The organism is Actinomyces howellii (assembly GCF_900637165.1).
In the GTDB taxonomy this organism is placed as follows: domain Bacteria; phylum Actinomycetota; class Actinomycetes; order Actinomycetales; family Actinomycetaceae; genus Actinomyces; species Actinomyces howellii.
Genome location: NZ_LR134350.1, coordinates 611,085 through 634,056, shown reverse-complemented (window position 1 = coordinate 634,056; position 22,972 = coordinate 611,085). Strand labels below are relative to the sequence as shown.

Sequence of the window (22,972 nt, the reverse complement as noted above, 5' to 3'; positions counted from 1 at the left end):
CCGGTGAGCTCCTGGCGCTCGTTCCTGCGCAGGCGGCGTCAGGACGCCAACGACGTGCTCGCCGCGCACGCGCGAGCGCCCGGTGATCAGGTCCTGGCTCGCCTTGCCGACCTCGAGGAGCCCGCCCGGCGCCTGGCCACAGCGGTCCAGGACGAGGACGACGACGAGGACCTCGACGCGTGCTTCCTTCAGCTCGTGCGGCTGGCCGCCGAGCACCCCGGTGCCGAGGACCCCGTGTGGGGGCGCCTGGAGCAGACCCTCGCCGTGGCACCGTGGTGGCTGCGCTCCCCGCGGGAGGTCGTCGGGGTGCTCACGACACCCGTCCCCGGGGCCGAGCCCGACCGGACATGGCTGACCTGGCTGGAGCTCATGGGCCTCTGCCCGGCCCGCGGGCCGACGGGCGCAGGTGCGGCCGTGTCGCCGACCCGCCTGGCCGTCCTGGCCGGATGGCGCCACGGGGCGGTGCGCCTGCGCGAGGCAGCCCTTGAGACCCTGGCCTCCTGCCCCGACGCGGTGGGCCCGGTCCTGGGCGCCGGACCCTGCAGCGTGGCCCGGCTGGCCGCCCGGGCCCGAGCCGAGCGCTGGTGGTGGCCCGGCAGGTCCTCACCCGCGCACCACCTCGTCGGCGGCTTCCGCGGGGACGGCGGTCCCTGGCTGACGCGCCCACGCCCGCACAGCGCCGACGGCAACGCCTGGTACGTCGTGGCCGACGGCCTCGCCTGGGCCGTCCTCGCCGACGTCCACGGCGCCGCCGTCGTGCCCGTGGGCACGGCTCCGGCTGACGGCCACCGGGCCGCGCGGGTCGACCTGCCCGGCCCCGACGGCGCGGTCCTCGGCTTCGTGGAGCGCAGCTACCGCCTGAGCGTGAGGGCGCCTCGATGACCCCGACCCACGAGGACTACGAGCAGGGACTCACCCGGGCCTGGCCGGCTGCCCAGGCCGTGTGGAGCCCCTCGACCCGCCTCCACGCCCCCACCGTCCACGCAGCCGCAGGGCCCGACGGTGTCGAGACCGGCGAGGACCGGCCTGGCTCTGCGCTGGCCTGGCTGGACCTGTCGACGATGAGCGTGCACGTCGACACCGGCGTCATGGCCGCCCTCGGCCTGGGGGTCCAGGACTGCCTGGCCGTGCTCGCCCACGAGGTCGGTCACCACGTCCTGGCCCCCGGGGACATGACGACGGCCGCCCGTGTCGCCGCCCGGGTCCGTCACGCCCTGGTCGACCGTGACGATCTCGTGCCCGACGTCGCCAACCTCTGGCTCGACCTCGTCATCAACGACGAGCTCGCCCACCGCCGCGGGATCGACGTCACCCGGGTCCTGGCGCCCCACGGACCTCGCCAGGGGGTCAGCACCGTCTTCGCCACCTACCTGCGCTGCCTGGAGCTCCTGGGGCGGACACCCCTGGGATCTCTCGTGGAGCCCGGACAGGCAGCCGAGAGCGAGGCGCGTGTCATGGCCCGTGTCGCCCGGGTACACGCACGGCGCCTGGTCAAAGGCGCCGAGGGCTTCGCCGCTCTCGTCCGCCCCCTCCTGCCGGAGCCGAGGCAGTCCCGGGCCCCGGTCGTCCCCCAGGGCTGCCGGGGGGTGGCCGGGCTGCGCCGTCTTCCCGACGGCCTCGTGGGGGACGCCTCCCTCGTGGCACCGGTGGTCCACCCCGTCCTGGACCCCGAGGTCATGGGCGGGTCCGTGCGGACCCGCCCCGAGGAGCCCCGACCGCCGTCGCCCCCCACGCGGCCCGGCGACACCCAGCGCTTCGAGCCCGCCGACCTGTACGCGGTCGCCAGGGCCCTGGGCGTCGAGGCCGACGAGCGTGCGGTGGCTGCCCACTACTACCGTGAGCTCGCCGCACCGTACCTCGTTCCCTTCCGCGACCCCCGCCCGCGCAGGCGCAGCGAGCCGGTTCCCGGGGCCCTGGAGACCTGGGAGCTCGGGGAGGACCTGACCGAGATCGACTGGACCGCGACCGTCCTGGCATCGCCCGTCGTCGTTCCCGGGGTGACCACCCGCAGGCGCCTTGAGGAGGAGCACCCGGGCGGGGACCCCAGGCGTGTGCCCATGGACCTCGACCTCTACCTGGACTCCTCGGGATCGATGCCCGACCCCGCCCACGTCCTGTCCCCGGTCGCCGTGGCCGGCACGATCCTGGCACTGTCGGCCCTCAGGGCAGGGGGCCACGTCCAGGCGACCACCTGGTCCGGACGCGACCAGATCGCCACGACCAACGGCTTCACCCGGGACGCCGAGGCCGTCATGAGAGCCGTCGTCGCCTTCTTCGGGGGAGCCACGAGCTTCCCGCTGCCGCTGCTCGAGCGCACCCACCTGCGAGCCGGGGGCGGCGCCCGTACCACCCGCCCCTGCCACATCGCCGTCGTGTCCGACGCCGGGGCCACCTCCATGGTCGATGACGTCGGGGACGCGGGCGGGGACGACGGCACCGGCGCCGCCCCCCTCGGACACCAGGCGGTGGGGACCGCCGAGCGGGCCCTGGTCGCTGCAGGCGGAGGCGGGACGCTCCTGCTCAACTGTCATGAGGCGACCCTGGCTGGCCTGCGCCTGCCCGCCGGCTACGAGACTGTGCTCATGACGACCATGGACGACGTCGTCTCCCGCAGCCGGGAGCTCAGCCGCAGGACGTGGAGGAGAGGCGGATGAGGCAGCACGAGACCGCGGCCGGGTTCGGCCTGCCGCGCACAGCACTCGCTGTCGAGGCGGTCACCCAGGCTCTGCACGAGGCCCTGCCCGGACCGCCCCTGGCCGTTCTCATGGCGGATCTGGTCTCGGCCGGCACCGACTGGCAGGCCCCTGGCGTCGACGGCGACGCGGTGCTGGCCGACGCGGTGCGGGACACCGGCCTGTCACTGCCGGCCCTCGACCAGGCCATGGGCGTCGCCGCCGGGGACAGCCGCGACGAGCCCCCGTGCGAGCTCTACGTCCTGGCGTCGGTCATGCTGCGCCGGGTCCACCTCGAGGACGCCTCGGCGCGGGCCCTGCGCGGCCGCGGACCCGAGACCGGCGCTCGGATGCTCGCCCGCGCCCTGGTCATGGTCTCGCGGTACCTCCTTCCCTGGGCAGCCCCGGAGTCCTGGGTGCGCGAGCCCGAGCGCCGCGAGGAGCTGTGCCGCCTGTTCCTGGCGGGAATGGGCCTGGTCCCTCGTGGGGAGGACGAGGCGACCGCGTTGGCCGCCTGGGAGTCCGTCTCGGCGCTGGCCGGCGCCGAGGCCGCCGAGGAGCTGCGTACCGAGGAGCTGCGACGAGCCGAGCTCGCCGAGGCGCTGGCCCGCAAGCGTGCAGCCGAGGCCGCAGCACGCTACGTGGGGTACTGACGTGGACCCCGTGGATCCGGTTGCCCCCGCCGACCCCGCCGTGCAGGCCGCCGCTGGTCCCCGCAGGGGGCCCGGCGGCTCTCACAAGGCGTTGGGCGCTGCCCTGGGGGCCGCGGGACGCGCCGACTACGCTCCCATGAACGCCGCCGTCCTTTCCGACTCCGAGCGCTGGCCCACCCTGGAGGCGGCAGCCGTGCGCCAGGTGCACCGCCTCTACGACGAGCCCGGAGCGCCGGTGTGGACGCACCGGTGCGGGGACCGTCTCACGAGCGCCGACCTTGACCGCCTGGCCCGGCTGGGCGAGCGGCTCCGGGACGGCTCCCTCGCGCAGAGACGCACCGGCGCGTATCCGCGCGCGGCACTGGTGGACTCGGTCATCCGGCCTGCCCTGGGCTCCGTGCCGCGCTACCGGGCCCTGGCCCGCGCGGGCAGGCTCGGGCCGGGAGCCCGACTGGAGGACCTGCCCGTCGCCAACCGGGAGGACCTGCGCCGGGACCTCGCCTCCCACGTCGCCCTCGACGCGGACCTCGACCGCATCGTCCAGGGCACGTCCTCGGGATCGACGGGCGCCGCCATCCGCTTCCCGGTCGACCCCCTGGCGCCGGGCGCCGACGTCGTGCTCCTGCGCTGGTGGTTGGAGCGCCTGGGCGTGTCCTGGGAGCTCGACGCCCTCCGACCCGAGCGTCTCGCTCTGGTCCAGGTCGTCGACCAGGGACGTGCCTTCACCTACGCCTCGGCCATGACCGCCCACGGGCCGGGGGCCCGCATGGCGCGCATCAACCTAGACCCCGCTGCGTGGACCGCCCCCGACGACCCGGCCCGGTGGCTGGCGCGCCACGACCCCCTCGTCCTGTCCTCCGCCCCGCTGCCCCTTCTGCGCCTGGCTGACACCGCGCCCGGTCTGCGCCCCCGCGCCGTGGTGTCGGGCACCTCCCACCTCAGTGCGCGGGCACGCACCCGGCTCGAGCGCACCTGGGAGGCGCCCGTCCTCGACGTCTACGGGCTGGAGGAGTGCGGCATGGTAGCCGTCGACCCTGACGGCGCCGGGTGGAGGATCGTCCCGGGCGTGCACGTCGAGGTCCTCGACGCCGCGGGTGATCCCCTGCCCGCCGGTGAGCGAGGAAGGCTCGTCGTCACCACCGGCATGAACCCGGCCATGCCGCTGCTGCGCTATGACACCGGGGACCGAGGCTCCGTCGCCAGCCGGCACGACCCACGCGCCCCCGGCGGGGCGGAGCTGCTCATCACCGCCCTGGAGGGCAGGGGCACCGTCCGGTACGAGAACGCCTGGGGTGACTGGGTTCCCTCTGTCAGCCTCACACAGGTGCTCCAGGCGCGCGGAGCCGCCGTCTGGTCGGTCCACCAGAGGGCGGACGGCCACCTGGACGTGCTCGCCGCCGGTGTGACCGGCACGCTCGGCCCGGACCTGGCCCGCGAGCTGCGGACCGGCCTGGCCACCCTGCTGGGCCAGCCGGTGAGCGTCCACGAGCTCGCCGACTCCCACAGGTCCTCGCGCCGCTTCACCTCGGCGCTGTCCGGGCACGACGGCCTGGACTGAGCACCTGCACCGGTGGCCGGTACGCTCTGCCTCCGCCCAGTCTCAGACCGCCCCCTGACGGGCCAGGACGACCTTGACCGTCTTGAGCAGGATCTGCAGGTCCAGGGAGAAGGTCCAGTTCTCCACGTAGAACAGGTCGAGGCGCAGCGCCTCCTCCCAGCACAGCGCCGAGCGCCCGTTGACCTGCCACATACCGGTCATCCCCGGCTTGACGAGCAGCCGGCGGGCGGCCGTCTCGTCGTAGAGCTCGACCTCCTGGGGGACCTGCGGGCGCGGTCCGATCAGGCTCATCGACCCCTCCAGGACGTTGAACAGCTGGGGGAGCTCGTCCAGGGAGGTGCGTCGCAGCACCGAGCCGATCCGCGTGATCCGGGGGTCGTGGTCGACCTTGAACAGGGGTGTGTCCGCCGTCCCCTGGCGCGCCAGGAGCGCGGCCAGCTCACGGTCAGCGTCGACCCGCATGGTCCGGAACTTCCAGATGCGGAACTCCCGGCCGTTGAGCCCGATCCGGGTCTGCCGGAAGAACACGGGCCCGCGGTCCTCCCTCCGGATGAGCAGGGGGATGACGATCCACACCGGCAGGAGGAGGGTGATGAGCAGCGCGGCGGCGACGAGGTCACCGACCCTCTTGACCCGGGCACGCAGCCTGCCGAAGGAGCTTGTCTGGATCTCGAGCAGCGAGATCCCGCCGATCGGACGCAGGTGCAGGCGCTGGCCTGAGACGTCGAGTACCGAGGGGACCATGATGAGCTGGCTCGTGGGCCCCAGCGCCCAACCGATCCTGCGGATGTCGGGCGGGGTGAGCCTCGGGGTCTGGGTGATGACGAGGGTGATGCCCTCGGCGCCGGCGAGGGACTCCTCCAGGTCCTCGACCTCGCCGACGACCGGGACCGACAGGGCGGGGGACTCGTCGGGGTCTGAGTCGGCACCGGCCAGGAACGCCCCCTGGGGTGTGAGCCCCAGCTCGGGGCGCTGCTCGATCGCGGCTACGACGGAGGCCACCGACTCCCGGGAGCCGACGACGTAGGTCGGGTGGGTGAACGTACCCCGCCGCCTGGCCCGCACGAAGTAGCGGCGGGCCACCCAACGCCACATGAGCAGGGCGAGGAAGCCCAGGGGCAGCGTCGTGAGGAAGTAGGCCCGTGGCAGCTGGACCCCGCTGAGGTAGGACAGGAGAGCCAGGGCGCCGAACTCGGTGGCCGTGGCCCGCGTGGCGCGGAGGAACTCATCGGGCCCGTAGCCCAGGATGCGTTCGACGTGGCACTTCATGGCGACGAGGAAGAGCCACCAGCTCAGGACGATGAAGGCGCACAGCGTCGTGCTGCCGGTCGACGGACCGGCGACCGAACCGCTCATCGCCATGTCGGCGGCCTGGACGTTGAGCACGTTGCAGGTGAGGATCGCCAGCGTGATGATGAACAGGTCGCCGGCCTGGAGGAGGCGTTGGAACCGGGCTGTCGAGTGCGGTCCGGTGGTCTTCGGTGCGCCACAGGGGACGATACGGGCTTGAGACATGGTCTTTCCAGGATCGAGCAGGTTGACGGCGGGGCCAGGAAGGGGGACAGGGGGTCTGCTGTCTCGTCGACAGGCTTGGTCCGGATCTGGTGGGTCATGCAGGGCGTCTCGTGGTGCGGGAGAAGGCTGTCTGCCTGCCTTTCTGCCGGGGGTGCCGGCGGCTCGATGACGGGGCGGGGCGGGCCCCTAGGACGCGGTGCGACGCCGTGCGGACCGTCCCCGGCGGGGCTGCGCGACCCGGTTGACGACGGTGCCCACGACGCTGCCCCCGCCCTGTTCGACGGCGAGAGCTGCCTCCCGCAGACGGTCCTGGGTCGTGGCGCCCGCGCGGGCCACGAGCACGGTGTCGTGCCCTCCGGCCAGGACGACCCCGTCGGTGACCTCCCCCAGGGGCGGGGAGTCGATGACGACGACCCGGTCGGCGGTCAGCTCAGCGAGCAGGTCGGCCATGCGGGTCGAGCCGAGCAGCTCGGAGGGGTTGGCGGTGGTCAAGCCCGCGGGCAGGACCTCGAGGCCTGCGACGGCCGTGGGGGCCAGGGCCTGGCCGAGAGCGGCCCTGCCCACGAGGAGGTCGACCAGGCCGGGGCGTCTGCCCAGGTCCAGGACCTCGGAGAGCACCGGAGAGCGCAGGTCGCCCTCGACCAGGACGACGCGGTGACCGGCCAGGGCCATGACCCGGGCCAGGCCGGTTGCCACGGTGGTACGGCCCTCGGCACGCCCCGCCGAGGCCACGACGAGGGTCCCGCGCCCTGCGCCGGCCCCGGTCCGGCGCAGGGCGGTGCGCAGCATGCGCAGTCGCTCCTCGGCCGGCCCGTCAGCGGACCGCGACCCCCGGCCCCTGCCCAGCTCGGCCGACTCCGGGACGAGCCCCAGCGCTCCGGCCCCGATCTCCGGTGGCACCTCCGCCACTGATCGGACCGTCGTGTCCAGGCTCCGTCTGACGACGACCCACGTGTAGGCCAGGATGATCCCTACCAGGGCGCCGAGGACCACGAGGCGCGCCGGGGCAGGCGAGCGGGCCAGGCCCGAGGCGTCCGCCGAGGACATGGGGACCACGTTGACGGGGGAGCCCTGTCCCTCGAGGCGCTCGATCTCGGCGGCCGCACGGTTGACGACCTCGTCGGCCAGCGCCCGCGCCTGCTGCGGGGAGTCGGCCGTGGCCGACACGGTGATCGTCAGCGTGTCACTGGTGTGGGCGACCGAGACCGACTGGGACAGGGCGGAGGGGCTCGTGTCCAGCCCCAGGGAGTCCACGACCTGCCGGGCCACCGCCTGGGAGGTGAACACCGGAACGAAGGCCTCGGCCTTCTGGTTGGCCAGCTGGGAGGCGGCGTAGTAGGACTCGGTCTGGTCGGTGCCCTGGGAGGGGACGTCGACACGCACGTAGGCGGTCGCCGAGGCCGTGTAGGAGGCAGGCAGGAGGGCGGCCGCGCCGCCGGCCGCGAGAGCTCCGACCAGGGCGCCCAGAGCCAGCGTCCCGAGCCGCTGCCGGGCCGCCGTGAGCAGTTCCGCAAGTGTCATGTCCATCCCATCTCCCGCCGTTCGCAGGGCACCGGCACAGGGATCGTGCTCGGTCCGTCGCGACACGGCGCGGTCGTTCACTTCATCGAGTTGATCGCCCGCAGCGAGCCTGTGAGCGGTGCGGCGTTGAGCGCCAGAACCGCGGCCGAGACCGCGCAGAACACGAGGGCCGCGACGGCTGCCACCGGCAGTCCCAGGCCAAGGAGGGCCGACCTCAGGGCGCAGCCGGCCAGGCCGGCCCCGGCGGCCGACACCGCGTAGGCGCCCAGGCCGCGGGCCGGCAGGACGCTCGAGATCCTGCCGCCCAGCTGGCGCACGCTCAGCCGCAGCAGGGCTGCCGCCATGACGAGGTTGACGGCCACCGAGGCCAGTGCGGGTCCGACGAAGCCCATGACCTCGTACAGCACCGGGCACAGGACCGCGTTAGCGGCGACGGACACCAGGGACACGGCCATGAGCGTCCTCGTCCTGCCCGAGGCGCTCAGGATGAGCGAGAGGCCGGCGAAGCGGATCATGGCCGTCAGGAGGTAGAGGCGGAAGACGGTGCCGCCCGGCAGGTAGCGCTCCCCGTAGAGCACCTCGATGAACTCGGGGGCCACGACGAGGCAGGCCACGCAGAAGGTGACCGTGGTCAGGTAGCCCACCGTCAGGTAGTGCCTGAACAGCTCCAGGACACGCTCGTGGCGCCCGGCGCCGACGTACCTGGTCACCACCGGGATGATGACCGTGAGGAAGGATGCTGCGACGACGTCGAAGGGAAGGATCGCCGTGCAGTTGGCGTAGATCGCGTACATCTGGGTGCTCTCGTTCATCCCGATGACCAGGGCGCCGATCTGCCGCATGAGGGAGGCGGTCATGACGTAGACCGCCATGGGCAGGCAGAAGGCGAGCACCTCCTTGACCCGGTCTCGGTGCGGCCGCATGAGCGTGATCGCGAAGGCGCCCCTGCGGAAGGTGTCCCAGAACCACAGGACCGACAGGACGTCCAGGACAAGCAGCATCGCCAGGAGGATGGCGATGCTCGAGGTCAGCAGGGCCGTGACGACGACCGCGCTCAGCTTGAGGGCCGAGAACACCAGGTTCCTCACCGCGATCGTGCGGGCCCGGCCGATCGACACGACGAGCACCTGGAGGACGGTCGTCATGTTCGTGAGCATGGGGCGCAGGGCGAGCAGAACGACCAGCGGCACCAGGTCGTCGTTGGAGAAGTAGCCGCCGATCACGCCGCGCAGCGCGACGAGCACGAGCGCGGTGCTCAGGCCGGTGAGGACCTGGAGGACGACGACGGTGCGCACGTACTCGCGCGAGGACCCCCTCCCGCCCTCACGGTTGAAGAAGTAGTTGACCGCGTCGGCCAGCCCCAGGACGGTGGCGTCCGCGCACAGCGTCACGAGCAGCACCCCCTGGGCGTAGGTGCCGTAGGCGTGCAGCGACAGGCTGTGCGAGAGCACCATCGTCGAGACGATCCCCGTGCTGAGCGTCACCAGCTTGACCCCCGCCAGGAGGAGGGAGTCGACCGAGCTGCCGGAGCCGGGCAGGCGTGGGCTCACCGGAGCCTCTTGACCGGGACCGCGGGGTTGCCCGCCACGATCGTGTCGGGTGGGACGTCCTTGGTGACCACGGCGTGGGAGGCCACCACCGCACCCCGGCCGATCGACACCCCCTTGAGCACGGTGGCGAACTCCCCGATCCACACGTCGTCGCCGATGACCACGGGCGCCGACTCCGCCTCGGTCCAGGACCACAGCGGGCCGCCGTGCTCACCGCGGGTCATGCGCTCGCGGGCCTCGACGGAGGTGGGGTGGTTGTTGTTGTCGTAGATGCGCACGTGGTTGGAGATGATGACTCCCGTGCCGATAACCAGCGACTCGGTGGCGCCGATCATCGTCGAGCCCGCCCCGCCGATCCAGCAGTGCGATCCGATCTCCAGGCGACCCGCCCCCAGGGTGTACAAGGAGCAGTCGAGGAACACGTGGGTGCCGATGACCACCGAGGGCCTGGCGCTCGAGCCGGTCGAGCACCGCGCGAAGGGGCCGAGGACGACGTCAGTGCCTGCCACGAGGGCACCCCGGGCGCGCGCGGCGGCGAACTGGCGCCTCGCGGTGCGCCTGCGGGCGGCGTTAACCAGCTGTGACGGGGAGACCATGCATCCCCCTCCTCTCGTCGTCAGGGGGCAGGAGCTCACCGGCCCTGGAGGCCAGGAAGGGGATGAGGAAGAACAGCCCCATGTTGTAGACGTAGATCTCGGAGACGGCCATGACCGACATGGCCGCGTAGACCGACACGAGGGCGGCGCGCGCCCAGGGGGAGCAGGCCGAGGCGTCCGCTCGTGCGCTCGCGGCCGTGAGCAGCGCGAGGAACAGGCCCAGCGCGACGAGGCCGCCGTCGTGGATGATCTGCAGGTACTGGTTGTGGGCCTGCCACAACAGGCCGGCTGCTCCGGGGACGAACGCCCCGAAGCTGTCGTTGATGCCGTACCCGAGCAGGGGGGATCGTCCTAGGATCGGCAGGGCGGTGTCCCAGATGTCGGTACGGCCGGTGAGGTCGACCGACTTGCCCAGCAGGACGCGGATGGCCGGGGCGAAGGCGGTCTGCACCCGCAGGAGGACGACCAGGACGCTGACCGCCACTCCCAGGACCGTCACCCCTCGCATCGACAGCAGGCCGCCGCGCCGGGGGCGGGCCAGGACGAGGGCGTAGAAGACCAGGGCGACGGCCAGGCCCACGTAGGCGGTGGCCACCTGCAGGGTGACGATCTGGACGACGCCGGTCGCGATCGCCAGCACCGTGCGCCATCCCCACCGGCGTGCGGTGGTCGAGTCGTGGAGGAGGGAGACGAGCACGGCGGGGAAGATGCAGTCGGTCACGCGGGTACGGATGCCCAGCAGGTAGGAGTGCTGGTCGTAGAGCCCGTCGCCCAGGGGCGCCACCGCCCCCGTGCCGGTCATGATCATCACGTAGTTGACGAGCAGGTAGGCCAGGAGGAGGTCGGCGATGACCCGCAGGAGCCGTCTGCGCGACTCGCCGTCGGCCTGGGCGTGCAGGTCGATGAGCATCACGAGGCCGAGCTGGGAGAGCGTCGTGTAGCCCCAGTTGAGCAGGTCGCCGCCTCGGTAGACGGTGGGGGCCAGGAAGGACAGGCGGTAGAGGACGAACAGGACGAGCACCGTGGACAGCGCGGTGCGTCGTACGAGGTAGAGGAGGGCCAGCCCCGCCAGGACACCCGCGGTGGCCACCTTGACCAGGGGGGCCAGGGACGGGTCCTGACCGACCATGATCGGCTTCATGAGCACGAGGCACACGCCCATGAGCCCCAGGTAGCGCAGGGGGTAGCACCTCTGGAGCCGGCCGCGCGTGGCCGGCGCGAGGCTCGCTCCGCTCCGGGGACGGGCCGGGACGAGCGGTGCGGGACGGATGAGGCCGGCGGCCTCAGCGGTAGAGCTCAACGTAGCCCTCCATCATCGCCCTGGCCGAGTAGGAGGCAGCCGCCCGGTGCGCCGCCGCGCTCATCGAGGCGTAGAGGCCCGGGTCGTCACAGATCGAGGTCACGGCCCGTGCCACCTCCCCGGCCTCGGGCGCCACCAGTGTGCCGGTGCGCCCGTCGTCGACCAACTCGGCCACGCCTCCCACGGCGGTGGCCACGACGGGCAGGCCGGAGGCCATGGCCTCGATGATGCTCATCGGCTGTCCCTCGTAGGTCGACAGGAGCATGAACAGGTCAGCCTCGCGGTAGAAGGAGGCCGTGTCCTGCTGCTGGCCGGTGAAGCGGACCGCCGAGCCGATGCCCAGCCGCCGGGCACGGTCCTCGAGCTCGGACCGCAGGGGGCCGTCTCCCACGAGGGTGAGGGTGAGGTCCCGGCCGGAGGCGAGCAGCCTGGCGGTGACCTCCAGGAGCAGGACGTGGTTCTTGGCCTCGGCCAGGCGGGCCACGCACAGCAGCCGCAGCGGTCCGTGGGCCCGGGAGCAGGGTCCTGGAGCCCGGTCCCCGGGGCCCTGGAAGGCGCTGAGGTCGACGCCGTTGCTCACCACTGGCACGGCGGCGGCCTCGAGGCCGTACTCCTGGCTCACCGAGGTGGCCACCTCGTTGCTCACGGCCACCGGCACCACCCCGTGACCGAAGGCGTAGCGGTTGACCCGCCTGAGCAGCGCCACCCCCGTCTCCCGGCGGGCCAGGTTGTGGACCGTGTGCACCATGGTCAGCGGCCGGCCGTGGAGCCTGGCAGCGGGCAGGACGTACTGCAGGACGGGCAGGTGGGTATGGACGACCGTGGGCCTGAAGCGGCCCATCTCCGCGCGTAGTCGGCGCACGACACCCAGGTCCGGGCCCCTGCGCTTGCCCAGCGGGACGACGGCCAGGCCGGCGCGCTCCATCATCTCGTGCACCGAGGTGCCGCCTGCGTGCAGCGAGACCACCTCGACGGCGTGCCCCGCGGCGTCGAGCTCGCGGGCCAGGTGGAGGACCATCATCTCGGCACCGCCGGTCACCAGTCCGTGGAGCACGAGCATGACCCGCATGGCCGGTCCCCGGTCCTCCGCGAGCGCCCGCGTTCCCGCACTGAGGCGGGACCCTGGAGCGGCGACGACCCGGTTCTCGGAGCTGTTCGGCGTCATCGTCCTACCTGCTCTCCTGGGCGACCGTCAGCGCGATCTGGTCGAAGACGGCCTCGACTGAGTAGGCCGTGGAGCGGGTGTGGATCTCCCGCCGCATCGACTCGATCGTCTCGGGCGGCAGCGCGATGAAACGCAGCAGCGTCTCCTCCAGGAGGGCCGGCTGGTCGAAGTCGTAGCTCAGGCCGGTCGCGCCGTCCTCGAGCATCTCCGAGTAGTACCGCCAGCGGCTGGCCACGACGGGCACGGAGGCGTGCATCGCGTCGATGATCGTTCCCGGGACCCCCTCCCCGATCCACTCGGTGGGGAAGATCAGCGCGTAGTAGGGGCTGATGGTCCGCACGCTGTCCTCGGCTGGGACCCTGCCCCGGTAGCGCACCGACGGGGCGCGATCGACCAGGGCGCGGAACTCCTGCTCGTAGGAGTCGTCGACCGGGCCGAAGATGTCGAGGGTCACCACCGGGGACTGCGCCGTGCGGTTGATGGCCTCGACCGCGCGCACGGCGTTGTCGACTCCCTTGACCGCGGTGACGCGGCTGAACATGCACAGCCGGTGGGGTCGCTGCCTGTCGAAGCTCGGGTTGACCGCGACGTCGCCCAGCGCCTTGAAGTTCGGCAGGTAGGAGGCGTTGCGCACCCCCAGGTCGTGCAGCCTGGCCGCGAGACTGCGGGACTCGACCCAGTTGACCCTGAAGGAGTTGAGGTAGCTGGCCAACCGGCCCGAGGGGTCGCCTGCGACGTCGTCGGCCAGAGTGCCCCCGATGAGGTTGTGGTAGATGCGCTTGTCAAAGACCCTGGCCATGAGGGACAGGAGGGGGAAGAACACCCGGCGGCCGTTGTTCGACAGCAGCACGACGATGTCGTCGCAGCTGAGCAGGCACCTGACGAGCTCCCGGGAGACCCTGACCGCCTGATGACGGTACCGCAGGGTGTCCACGGGGCAGATACGGGCTGCGCCGAAGTGCTCGACCATGCAGCGGTACAGGGTCCTGGTCTTGACCGTCTGGCCGTCGACGAGGGTCCCCTGAGGATCGATCCGGCCGATGATCCCTATTCTTCGTGGTCTCATAGCAGGACCCCTTTGAATGTCTTCCGCTCCGGCAGGGAGAGGCGCTGGGAGAACTCGTGGTCGAAGCTTGGCGGGAAGAAGTCGGCGAGGCCGTTGTTGTCGGTGAACGTGATCTCACCGAAGTAGACACGGCCGTCGACCTCGTAGAAATCGACTCGGGCGAGCGGGAACCCTCGTCCGAGCTCCTCGGCCAGGGCCACCATCGTTGCCAGCTGGGTGGGGCGGGGGATGCTCTCCGCCCATTCCACGTTGTAGCCGTAGTCGAAAGGTGCCCGGCTCCAGTCCGGAAGGTAGGTTCCCAGGGTCTTGCGGACGAATCTTCCCTCGATCCCGAGCGCGAACTGGACCTGTCCGTCGAAGGTGAAGAACTTGTAGTCTCGCAGGCCCCCGCTGTCGTCGACCATGTAGGGGTGGCCGATGATCCGCGGCTCGCAGAAGTCGTAGTGCAGCTGGAACCCCCCTGCCATCGAGGCCCGCCGCCGCAGCCAGGTGGCCAGCCTGCGGCGGGTCCGCTCGACGTCCAGGGTGCTCCTGTCGGTGACGATGACGTTCCACCCTGAGCCGTGGGTGGCCTGGAGCACGAAGCTGTCCGGCAGGGAGCGGAAGTCGATGAGATCGGGGGAGTCCCACACCCCGAGGAGATCGACGAGGTACTCGGAGCCGATCCTGCGGGCGACCCAGTCACGGACGAGGTACTTGTCGGCGAGCCTGCCCTTGAGGGGGGTGGAGTCGTAGAGCTTGAGCCACTGGATCTTCTCGCCCATCGTGCGGGGGGACTCCAGGTCGCAGTCGTACCCCTTGGTCAGGCGGTACCACCGTTGGAGCTCCGCGCGGTACCGCTCGGGCTCCAGGTGGCTGTTCCAGCGGTGGACGGCACCGCGCAGCGCGGTCTGGCCCCACCGGGGTAGCACAGTCAGTGTCGCCTCCTTGACGCTCACAGCCCTGTGAGAGCGGGCCGCGCTCGTCCTCGTCGCGTTCACCGCAGGCCCCTTCTGCGTCGCCTCGCAGCGTTGAACAGCTGCCAGGACAGCAGGTAGGCGGCGTCGAGGGTCGGGATCCGCTCGACGTTCCTGTAGAGGTTCCACGTCCTCCTGACCGCCTTGACCTTGTTGCTCGACAAGGAGCCCGGCGTCTTGCGGTACCTCGCCAGGTACTCGTCCAGGCCGTGCAGGCGGTGCCCGGCCCGCATGACCTGCAGCCACGTCGCCGCGTCCTGCCCGCGACGAAGGTCGGGCATGACGAGCAGGCCGCGGTCGATGACCTCGGTGTCGATGAGGATGGTGTGGCTGCACGTCACCGTGTTCTTGAGGAAGTCCCGGTATCCCATCGTGGGTGGGACCCTCACGTAGTTGCGGTGGGTGCCGTCGTCCTCGATCGTCTCGTAGGAGGTGAAGCACGCCCCCGCACCGGTGGCGGACATGAAGGCGATCTGACGCTCCAGCTTGTCCGGCATCCACAGGTCGTCGGAGTCGAGGTAGGCGATGTAACGGCCCGTCGCGTTGGCCAGGCCGCGGTTGCGTGCCAGGGCTGCTCCCCTGTTGACCGGCTGGGTGAAGGTGCGCACCCTGCTGTCGGTCCGGGCGACCGCCTCGGTGATGGAGCGGGTGCGGTCCTGGGAGGCGTCGTCGACGACGAGGACCTCGAGGTCGGACATCGTCTGGGACAGGACGCTGGAGAGGGTCTCGGTGATGTGCTGCTCGCTGTTGAAGGAGGCGATGACGACCGAGACGAGCGGGGGCGCGCCCGGTGAGCGCTCTCGGGACCGTCCGGGAGAGGACGCAGTTGTCATGTCGACGTCTGTCATGTCGACGTCGTCGAATAGAGCTCGGGGGCGGGCAAGAGGTATTTCTCCTTCAGGGATCGCAGGCTTGCTGGGGACTGTGAGCGGCGCCCGGACGAGAAAAGTCTCGACGGGCGCAGCGGTCGGCGGGGAACTCAGTGAGGGTGGGACGAGGGATATTTCGCGGGTGAGGGCCCGCGTACGACTGATAAGCAGGGAGGTCAAGTTGACGTTGACAAAAAGGGACGCCTTCAGGAAGATCCGAGGCGCGATGTCATCGTGCCACCCATTCAGTTCTCGTGTCAACATCTGGGCGCGTCTTGATCGGCATTTCCTTGCATATCAGGTGCTAGTCGATCACACAATTCAGATGAGTTAATCGAGCGCACTCAATCGTGTTGTCAAGGGATCCTTACCCTCGGTCCCTCCGTGGACGGGGAGGGTGGGCGCTGCGCCTGTGGTCCTGGTCCGGTGGGAGGCGCCCGGCTCGGGCGGGAGATGAGACATGGGGCGCCCGCCGGTGCGTCGGTAAGGTGGGTGGGCAAGGCCAGAGTGGGTCCATGACCGCATCAGGAATATCAGCCACCTCAGCAACCTCGGCAACATCAACGGCCTCGGCGCTGCGCCCCTACCTCAACTTCAGGGCCGAGACGGCCCGTGCGCTCGACTTCTACCAGTCGATCTTCGGCGGCGAGGTGACGGTTCTCACCTTCGCGCAGGCGGGTACCCTGCCCCCGGACCACCCTGCCGCCGCCCTGTGCATGCACGCCGAGCTGCGCTCCGACGTCGTCCACCTCCTGGCCTCCGACGCTCCGGAGGGTGTCGCGCCGCAGGAGCTGGTCCGGGGCAACGACATGCACCTGTGCCTGCTGTCCGACGACCTCGAGACGGGTCGGGCCTGGTTCGAGGCGCTCAGCGAGGGTGCTGAGGTCCACCTGCCCTTCGAGGTGCAGTCCTGGGGCGACGCCTTCGGCATGCTCACCGACCGCTTCGGCACCCGGTGGATGGTCAACGCCCACGCCGGAGCCGCGGACGGTGGGAGCGGCGAGCCTGAGGGCGCGTAGCGGGGTCGGGCAGGCCCGGGAGCGGCGGTGCGTGACCGCCACGCCCGGGCCCGCCCGGTCACGACGCCGTCTCCGCGGCCCCAGCGCCGCCCCGGCGTGGCAGTAGCGCTTCGGTAGCGCTTCGTAGTGCTGTCGTAGCGCGGTCGTGGCTCCGCCGACGACCGCTCAGGCGCCCTGGGCCAGGCGCGAGGACTCGTCCTGGATGAACAGCGCCCTGCGCTCGAGGGCCTGCCTGTTCTGCCGACCGTGGTGGGCGCAGAACAACAGCTCGCCCGCGGCCAGGACGACGCGCACGAAGGCCTGGGCGCCGCAGGCGTCGCAGCGGTCGGCGGTGGTCAGCGGGCGCTCGGGGGTGGAGCCCGCATCGGCGGTGGCCGCGTCGGCGGAGGAGGTCGTGGCCGCCTCGGTGATGCTCGTGCTCATCGTGCTCATGCAGGCATTCCATCACGCGCCACGGCACCTCTTGGCCGGCGGGAGGCCCGTTCCGCCCCCGGCGCAGCGCATGCGCCGACGGCGAACGCGTCCCGTGACCCGGCCAGATCCGCTCCGACGGCGGACACCACAGCCCGCCCGCGGCGGGGCAGCGGGACCGCCGGGCGCTCATCGGCTAGATTTCGGCCGTGCCCCAGACCTCGAGCTCCTACTCCGCCCGCCACCTCTCCGTGCTGGAGGGTCTCGAGGCGGTGCGCAAGCGCCCCGGGATGTACATCGGATCCACCGACCAGCGGGGCCTCATGCACTGCGTGTGGGAGATCATCGACAACGGCGTCGACGAGGCCCTCGAGGGCCACGGCGACCTCATCTCGGTGATCATCCACGCCGACGGCTCGGTCGAGGTGCGTGACACCGGCCGCGGCGTGCCCGTCGACATCGAGCCGGGCTCGGGCCTGACCGGTGTCGAGCTGGTCTACACCAAGCTCCACGCGGGCGGGAAGTTCGGCGGAGGCTCCTACGGCGCCGCGGGGGGCCTGCACGGGGTCGGGGCCAGCGTCGTCAACGCCCTGAGCGCACGCATGGACGTCGAGGTCGACCGGGGCGGCAAGACCTACGCGATGAGCTTCCGCAGGGGCGTGCCCGGCGTCTTCACCGACCCGCCGAGCGGGCCGAGCCTGGCCTCCCCCTTCACCGAGTACGTCGAGGCCTCCGAGCTGCGGGTGGTCGGCAAGGTCAGGCGCTCGGTGACCGGCACCCGCGTGCGCTACTGGGCCGACCCCCAGATCTTCCCCGAGCCGGCCCAGTACGACGCCGGGGCGCTGCGCGCCCGCCTGCGGCAGACGAGCTTCCTCGTGCCCGGGCTGACCCTGACCCTGACCGACGAGCGTCCTGAGCAGGAGGCGGCCCGCAGCCAGCGCCCTGCCTCCCAGACAGCCGGCCGCGCCCCGGAGCAGGACCCTGCCATGCGCGCCGAGACGGCGGGCGTCCCGCAGGGGGAGGACCTGTTCGACGCCGGGGACCCCGGTGCCGCCGACGGCACCGAGCTCTTCCGCGCCCGCGGCGGGACCGTCGACTTCGTCGACTTCCTCGCCTCCGACGGCTCGGTCACCGACACCTTCCACCTGACCGGGCAGGGCACCTACACCGAGACCGTCCAGCAGCTCGACCGCGCAGGGCACCTGCGGCCGGTCGAGGTCGAGCGCACCTGCTCCGTCGACGTCGCCCTGCGCTGGGGGGTCGGCTACGACACGGTCGAGCGCTCCTTCGTCAACATCATCGCCACGCCGATGGGTGGTACCCACCTGACGGGCTTTGAGCAGGCGGTCACCAAGGTGCTGCGCAAGCAGATCGAGTCCAACGCCCGGGCCCTCAAGGTCACGAGCAAGGACGGCCGTATCGAGAAGGACGACATCCTGGCGGGCCTGACCGCGGTGGTCACCGTGCGGGTGCCCGAGCCCCAGTTCGAGGGGCAGACCAAGGAGGTGCTGGGCACCGCCCCCGTGCGCCAGATCGTGGCCCGGGTCGTCGACACCGAGCTGACGGCGCTGCTCACCTCCTCCAAGCGGGACCTGCGGGCCCAGTCGCGCGCGCTGCAGGAGAAGATCGTCGGTGAGATGCGGGCCCGGGTCAGCGCCCGGATGCACAAGGAGATCAGCCGGCGCAAGACGGCTCTGGAGACCTCCACGCTGCCTGCCAAGCTCGCCGACTGCCGCTCCGACGACGTCTCCTCCTCGGAGCTGTTCATCGTCGAGGGGGACTCGGCCCTGGGCACCGCCAAGAACGCCCGAAACTCCGAGTTCCAGGCGCTCCTTCCCATCCGCGGCAAGATCCTCAACGTCCAGAAGGCCTCCCAGGCGGACATGCTGCGCAACGCCGAGTGCTCGGCGATCATCCAGGTCGTGGGCGCAGGCTCGGGGCGGACCTTCGACCTGAGCCAGGCGCGCTACGGCAAGGTCATCCTCATGACCGACGCCGACGTCGACGGAGCCCATATCCGTACCCTCCTGCTCACCCTCTTCTTCCGCTACATGCGACCGATGATCGAGGCGGGGCGGGTGTACGCGGCCGTGCCCCCCCTCCACCGCGTCGAGGTCGCGGGCCGGGGGCGGCGGGGCAAGGAGGTCATCTACACCTACTCCGACGACGAGCTGGTCCGGACCCTGCGCCGCCTGGAGCGACAGGGGAGAGGATTCAAGGAGCCGCAGCGGTACAAGGGGCTGGGGGAGATGGACGCCCACCAGCTGGCCGAGACCACCATGGAGCCCGGCCACCGGACCCTGCGGCGCATCACGCTCGCGGACGAGGCCGCCCTGCTCGAGGCCGAGCACGTCTTCGAGCTGCTCATGGGCGCCTCGGTCGAGCCGCGACGCGACTTCATCATCGACGGCGCCGCCCAGGTGGACCGGGAGCGCATCGACGCCTGAGGCGCGGGGCGCCCGTGTCCGGTAGCCTGCCCTGGACCCCAGCCCGCCCCGGGGCTCACCCGCGCGGGGCCCTTGCCGAAGGAGGCGCCCACATGAACGACGTCTACGGCCTCCCACGTCGTAGCGGCCGCTCAGGACCCTGGTCGGTGTTCAGGCCGGGCCCCCGGTCCGCCCTGCCCAGGGAGCTGTCCTGGACTCCTCTGGGTCCCTTCGACAACCGCGAGCTCGCCGAGCTCGTCGCCCGTGCGGAGGCCGTCGACGACCCTCCCTACCGCACGACGGCCGAGGAGACGGCCGAGTACTTCATCGACCCGACCTACTCCGGTGTCGCCGGACGCGACGAGGACGGCGTCATGCGCGCCTTCGGACTCGTGCGACTGCGCCCGGCCGAGCAGATCTACGCCTCGATGACCGGGGTGGTCGACCCCGACTTCCGCAAGCGCGGCATCGGTGGAGCCCTCCTGCACTGGCAGGCCGAGCGGGCCCGTCACCTCATCGGCGCCGAGCGGGCGGGCGCGGCACCGGGGTCGTCGTCGGCCTCCGCGCAGGCGCACGTGGTCACCACCGTCCTGGAGGACGACGAGCGGATGATGACCCACCTGGCCGAGCTGGGCTTCGAGCCGAGGCGCTGGTACAGGGAGGTGCGCCGCCCCCTGACCGAGCCGATCCCCCGGATCAGCCTCGACGGCTTCCTGAGCATCGAGCCGTGGAGCGAGGAGCGTGACGACGCCGTGCGCCGTGCCCACAACCAGGCATTCGGCCAGGGCGTGGGCGCAGGAGCCGTCAGCGCCGAGGAGTGGGGTGCGGGCAGGTCCTACTTCGCCCCGCAGTGGAGCTTCGTCGCCCTGGACCGCTCCGGGGACCGTGCTCGCGTCGCGGGTTACCTCCTGTCGGGCCGCTACGAGCAGGACTGGGACGCCCTGGGCTGGCGGGAGGGCTACACCGACATGCTGGGGGTCCTGGCCGAGTACCGGTCCCGGGAGGTCGCCCCGGCCCTGCTCACCGCGGCGATGCGGGCCTACAGGCGCGACGGCATGGACTACGCCGCGGCGGGGGTCGACTCCGACAACCCCACGGGTGCGGTCGACCTCTACCGCGCCCTGGGGTACACCCCGACCCGTGGAACCATCCTCTACGCCCTGGACGTGTAGGGGCCCGGACCCCAGGGCCCCCGGGACGGGCGCCTCAGCCGACCCCCGCCACCGGCGCGGTCACAGGCGAGCCGGAGGCGTCCCGCCGCTCGTCGGCATCGGGCAGGGCGACGGACTGCCCGCCGCTGCCGACCGCACGAGCCGGTCCCACCCCCACCCAGGCCAGGACCAGCTGGTCCTCGCCCCGCAGGAAGCGCTGGGCGCGCACGCCGCCGGTGGCGCGCCCCTTGGCGGGGTAGCGGTCCAGGGGCGTGACCTTGACGCTGCCCGAGTCCATCCCGGGCAGCGCGCCGGCGGCGTCGGCGATGGTGACGACGACCGCCTCAGCGAGCAGGTCGGCGGGCACCGCCGCCCCGGCGATGACACGCGCCCCCTCGCGCAGGGAGATGCCCGCCATGCCGCCGGCGGCGCGGCCCTGGGGCCGGACCCGTGAGGCCTCGAAGCGCAGGAGCTGGGCGTCGGAGGCCACCATGACCAGGACGTCGGTGTCCGCGGCCGTGCCCGCGAAGACGAGGCGGTCCTCCTCGGACAGGGAGATGACCTCCCAGGCCTCGCCGCTCTTGGGCTCGTCACCCGGTCGGACCCGCTTGACCACGCCCGAGGCGGTCATGAGGGCCACCGGGACGTCGGAGCCCACGGGCACAAGACCCACGACCGTCTCGCCCGGCTCGAGGTCGACAAGGAGCTCGACGGGCTGGCCGCCGGCCAGGGAGGGGGCACCGTCGGTGCGGGGGACCTCGGGGGTGTCGACCACCTCAAGGCGCAGGAGCCTGCCGGTGTCCGTGACCGCGCCGACCTGGCCGCGGGCGGTCACCGACACCTGGCTGACCAGGGCGTCGTGGCGCACGCGCGATCCGGTGCGGGGGACGGGCTCGACGCCGCCGACGCGCGCCACCAGGCCCGTGGTCGACAGCAGGACCCTGCACGGGTCGTCCGGCACGGTCAGGGGCACCTCGGCCGCTGCCGTGAGCAGGCCGGAGGGGGTCTTCTGACCGGCCGAGCCCGCCTGGGACGGGGAGGCTCCAGGTGCCTCGAGGAGCACGGTGCGCCGCGGGGTGCCGAACTCCTCGGCCACGGCCGCCATCTCCCGGGAGACCACGGCCCGCAGACGACGCTCGTCGGCCAGGATCGCCTCGAGCTCCTCGACGGCCCGCGCCAGCTCGTCGCGCTCCTTCTCCAGCTCGATGACCGAGAAGCGGGTCAGGCGCCGCAGCTGGAGCTCCAGGATGTAGGAGGCCTGAGGCTCGGTGAGGTCGAAGACCTGCATGAGGCGGGTGCGCGCCGTCGCGGCGTCGTCCGAGGAGCGCACGACCTCGATGACCTCGTCGATGTTGAGGATCGCGACGAGCAGGCCCTCGACGAGGTGCTGGCGCTCGAGGTGCCTGGCCAGGCGGAAGCGCGTCCGGCGCTCGACGACCGTCAGACGGTGGCGCACGAAGACCTCGAGCAGCTCGCGCAGCCCCAGGGTGCGCGGTTGGCCGTCGACGAGGCAGACGTTGTTGATGCCGAAGGAGTCCTCCAGGGGCGTGTGCCGGTAGAGCTGGGCCAGGACGGCCTCGGGGTTGTAGCCGTTCTTGACCCCGATGACCAGACGCGTTCCGTGCCTGCGGTCGGTGAGGTCCGCGACGTCGGTGACGCCCTGGAGTTTCTTGGCCGACACCGCCTCCTTGATGCGGGAGATCACCTTCTCGGGCCCCACGAGGTAGGGCAGCTCGGTGACTACGATGCCCTTCTTGCGGGGGGTGATGTTCTCGACCCGGGCCGTGGCCCGCGTGAGGAACTTGCCCCGACCGGTGCGGTAGGCCTCCCGGATCCCCTCGAGGCCGACGATCATCCCGCCGGAGGGAAGGTCCGGACCGGGAACGAAGGCCATGAGGTCGGCCAGCGTGGCATCGGGGTGGTCGACGAGGTGGCGCGCTGCGCCGACGACCTCGATGAGGTTGTGGGGAGGCATGTTGGTGGCCATGCCCACGGCGATTCCCGAGGCGCCGTTGACCAGGAGGTTGGGCAGGGCGGCGGGCAGCACGTCGGGCTCGGTGAGCGTGTAGTCGTAGGTGGGGGAGAAGTCGACCGTGTCCTCGTCGATGTCCGCGGTCAGCGCCATCGCCGGAGGGGCGAGACGGGCCTCGGTGTAGCGCGGCGCCGCCGGGCCGTCGTCGAGGGAGCCGAAGTTGCCGTGACCGTCGACGAGGGGCAGGCGCATCGTGAAGGGCTGGGCGAGTCGCACGAGCGCCTCGTAGATGGCGACGTCCCCGTGGGGGTGGAGGCGGCCCATGACGTCGCCCACGACGCGCGAGGACTTGACGTGGGGCCGGTCGGGACGCAGCTCCATGCGGTCCATCTGGAACAGGATGCGCCGCTGGACGGGCTTGAGACCGTCCCGGGCGTCGGGCAGGGCCCGGGCGTAGATGACGGAGTAGGCGTACTCCAGGAAGGAGGAGCGCATCTCCGTGGGCAGGTCCAGGTCGACGATGTGGTCCTCGACCGGAGGAGGCGTCTGCGTGGTGGACTTCGGCATGGGGG

At 71.8% G+C, this 22,972-nt stretch carries 18 protein-coding genes; 7 read left to right on the top strand and 11 right to left on the bottom strand.

The window, feature by feature from the left end:
- The first annotated feature begins 3 nt into the window (after nucleotides 1-3).
- The 4 genes from EL245_RS02695 to EL245_RS02680 all read left to right on the top strand — a co-directional run bounded on the left by EL245_RS02695 (nucleotide 4) and on the right by EL245_RS02680 (nucleotide 4,883).
- The gene (locus EL245_RS02695; RefSeq protein ID WP_126381746.1) at nucleotides 4-882 is read left to right on the top strand and encodes a hypothetical protein; all 879 of its coding nucleotides are present in this window, start codon (nucleotides 4-6) and stop codon (nucleotides 880-882) included.
- The gene (locus EL245_RS02690) at nucleotides 879-2,654 is read left to right on the top strand and encodes a hypothetical protein (protein ID WP_126381745.1); all 1,776 of its coding nucleotides are present in this window, start codon (nucleotides 879-881) and stop codon (nucleotides 2,652-2,654) included. Before EL245_RS02695 ends, EL245_RS02690 begins: the two co-directional genes overlap by 4 nt.
- On the top strand, nucleotides 2,651-3,325 hold the full coding sequence (locus EL245_RS02685) for a hypothetical protein (RefSeq protein WP_126381744.1): 675 nt from the start codon (nucleotides 2,651-2,653) through the stop codon (nucleotides 3,323-3,325). Before EL245_RS02690 ends, EL245_RS02685 begins: the two co-directional genes overlap by 4 nt.
- 136 nt (nucleotides 3,326-3,461) lie before the next feature.
- Nucleotides 3,462-4,883, top strand: a complete 1,422-nt coding sequence (locus EL245_RS02680; protein ID WP_126381743.1) for an AMP-binding protein — start codon at nucleotides 3,462-3,464, stop codon at nucleotides 4,881-4,883.
- A 42-nt stretch (nucleotides 4,884-4,925) separates the two neighbouring features.
- Here EL245_RS02680 and EL245_RS02675 read toward each other — a convergent pair whose 3' ends face one another.
- The 9 genes from EL245_RS02675 to EL245_RS02635 all read right to left on the bottom strand — a co-directional run bounded on the left by EL245_RS02675 (nucleotide 4,926) and on the right by EL245_RS02635 (nucleotide 15,400).
- Entirely contained in the window at nucleotides 4,926-6,398 is a 1,473-nt protein-coding gene (locus EL245_RS02675) for a sugar transferase (protein WP_126381742.1), read from the bottom strand.
- Nucleotides 6,399-6,584: 186 nt separating this feature from the next.
- The gene (locus EL245_RS02670) at nucleotides 6,585-7,919 is read right to left on the bottom strand and encodes a polysaccharide biosynthesis tyrosine autokinase (protein ID WP_161512763.1); all 1,335 of its coding nucleotides are present in this window, start codon (nucleotides 7,917-7,919) and stop codon (nucleotides 6,585-6,587) included.
- Between the two features lie 77 nt (nucleotides 7,920-7,996).
- Nucleotides 7,997-9,469 (bottom strand): lipopolysaccharide biosynthesis protein, encoded by a 1,473-nt coding sequence (locus EL245_RS02665; RefSeq protein WP_126381740.1) that lies wholly within the window; start codon nucleotides 9,467-9,469, stop codon nucleotides 7,997-7,999.
- Entirely contained in the window at nucleotides 9,466-10,065 is a 600-nt protein-coding gene (locus tag EL245_RS02660) for an acyltransferase (protein ID WP_170174826.1), read from the bottom strand. Before EL245_RS02660 ends, EL245_RS02665 begins: the two co-directional genes overlap by 4 nt.
- On the bottom strand, nucleotides 10,040-11,365 hold the full coding sequence (locus EL245_RS02655) for an O-antigen ligase family protein (protein ID WP_126381739.1): 1,326 nt from the start codon (nucleotides 11,363-11,365) through the stop codon (nucleotides 10,040-10,042). The genes EL245_RS02660 and EL245_RS02655 overlap by 26 nt, the downstream gene beginning before the upstream one ends.
- Entirely contained in the window at nucleotides 11,349-12,530 is a 1,182-nt protein-coding gene (locus tag EL245_RS02650) for a glycosyltransferase (protein ID WP_126381738.1), read from the bottom strand. The genes EL245_RS02655 and EL245_RS02650 overlap by 17 nt, the downstream gene beginning before the upstream one ends.
- A gap of 4 nt (nucleotides 12,531-12,534) precedes the next feature.
- A complete protein-coding gene (locus tag EL245_RS02645) occupies nucleotides 12,535-13,596 on the bottom strand; it encodes a glycosyltransferase family 4 protein (protein WP_126381737.1) in 1,062 nt (353 codons plus the stop codon).
- Nucleotides 13,593-14,576, bottom strand: coding sequence for an ATP-grasp fold amidoligase family protein (locus EL245_RS02640; protein WP_232009843.1), 984 nt, complete (start codon nucleotides 14,574-14,576; stop codon nucleotides 13,593-13,595). The genes EL245_RS02645 and EL245_RS02640 overlap by 4 nt, the downstream gene beginning before the upstream one ends.
- The gene (locus tag EL245_RS02635; protein ID WP_126381736.1) at nucleotides 14,573-15,400 is read right to left on the bottom strand and encodes a glycosyltransferase family 2 protein; all 828 of its coding nucleotides are present in this window, start codon (nucleotides 15,398-15,400) and stop codon (nucleotides 14,573-14,575) included. Before EL245_RS02635 ends, EL245_RS02640 begins: the two co-directional genes overlap by 4 nt.
- A 536-nt stretch (nucleotides 15,401-15,936) precedes the next feature.
- Here EL245_RS02635 and EL245_RS02630 point away from each other — a divergent pair.
- Nucleotides 15,937-16,440 carry a VOC family protein gene (locus tag EL245_RS02630; RefSeq protein ID WP_197719436.1) on the top strand — a complete coding sequence of 168 codons (504 nt, stop codon included), beginning with the start codon at nucleotides 15,937-15,939 and terminating at the stop codon, nucleotides 16,438-16,440.
- A gap of 165 nt (nucleotides 16,441-16,605) precedes the next feature.
- Here the strand turns inward: EL245_RS02630 and EL245_RS02625 are convergent, their stop codons facing one another.
- Nucleotides 16,606-16,872: a DUF7455 domain-containing protein gene (locus EL245_RS02625; RefSeq protein ID WP_126381735.1), complete on the bottom strand. Its 267-nt coding sequence runs from the start codon at nucleotides 16,870-16,872 to the stop codon at nucleotides 16,606-16,608.
- A gap of 188 nt (nucleotides 16,873-17,060) precedes the next feature.
- Here EL245_RS02625 and EL245_RS02620 point away from each other — a divergent pair, with 188 nt between their 5' ends.
- Together EL245_RS02620 and EL245_RS02615 are read left to right on the top strand one after the other, a co-directional pair.
- The gene (locus EL245_RS02620) at nucleotides 17,061-19,298 is read left to right on the top strand and encodes a DNA gyrase/topoisomerase IV subunit B (protein WP_232009842.1); all 2,238 of its coding nucleotides are present in this window, start codon (nucleotides 17,061-17,063) and stop codon (nucleotides 19,296-19,298) included.
- A gap of 92 nt (nucleotides 19,299-19,390) precedes the next feature.
- On the top strand, nucleotides 19,391-20,449 hold the full coding sequence (locus EL245_RS02615) for a GNAT family N-acetyltransferase (protein ID WP_126381734.1): 1,059 nt from the start codon (nucleotides 19,391-19,393) through the stop codon (nucleotides 20,447-20,449).
- A gap of 34 nt (nucleotides 20,450-20,483) precedes the next feature.
- Here EL245_RS02615 and EL245_RS02610 read toward each other — a convergent pair whose 3' ends face one another.
- Nucleotides 20,484-22,967, bottom strand: coding sequence for a DNA gyrase/topoisomerase IV subunit A (locus EL245_RS02610; protein WP_126381733.1), 2,484 nt, complete (start codon nucleotides 22,965-22,967; stop codon nucleotides 20,484-20,486).
- Nucleotides 22,968-22,972 lie beyond the last annotated feature (5 nt).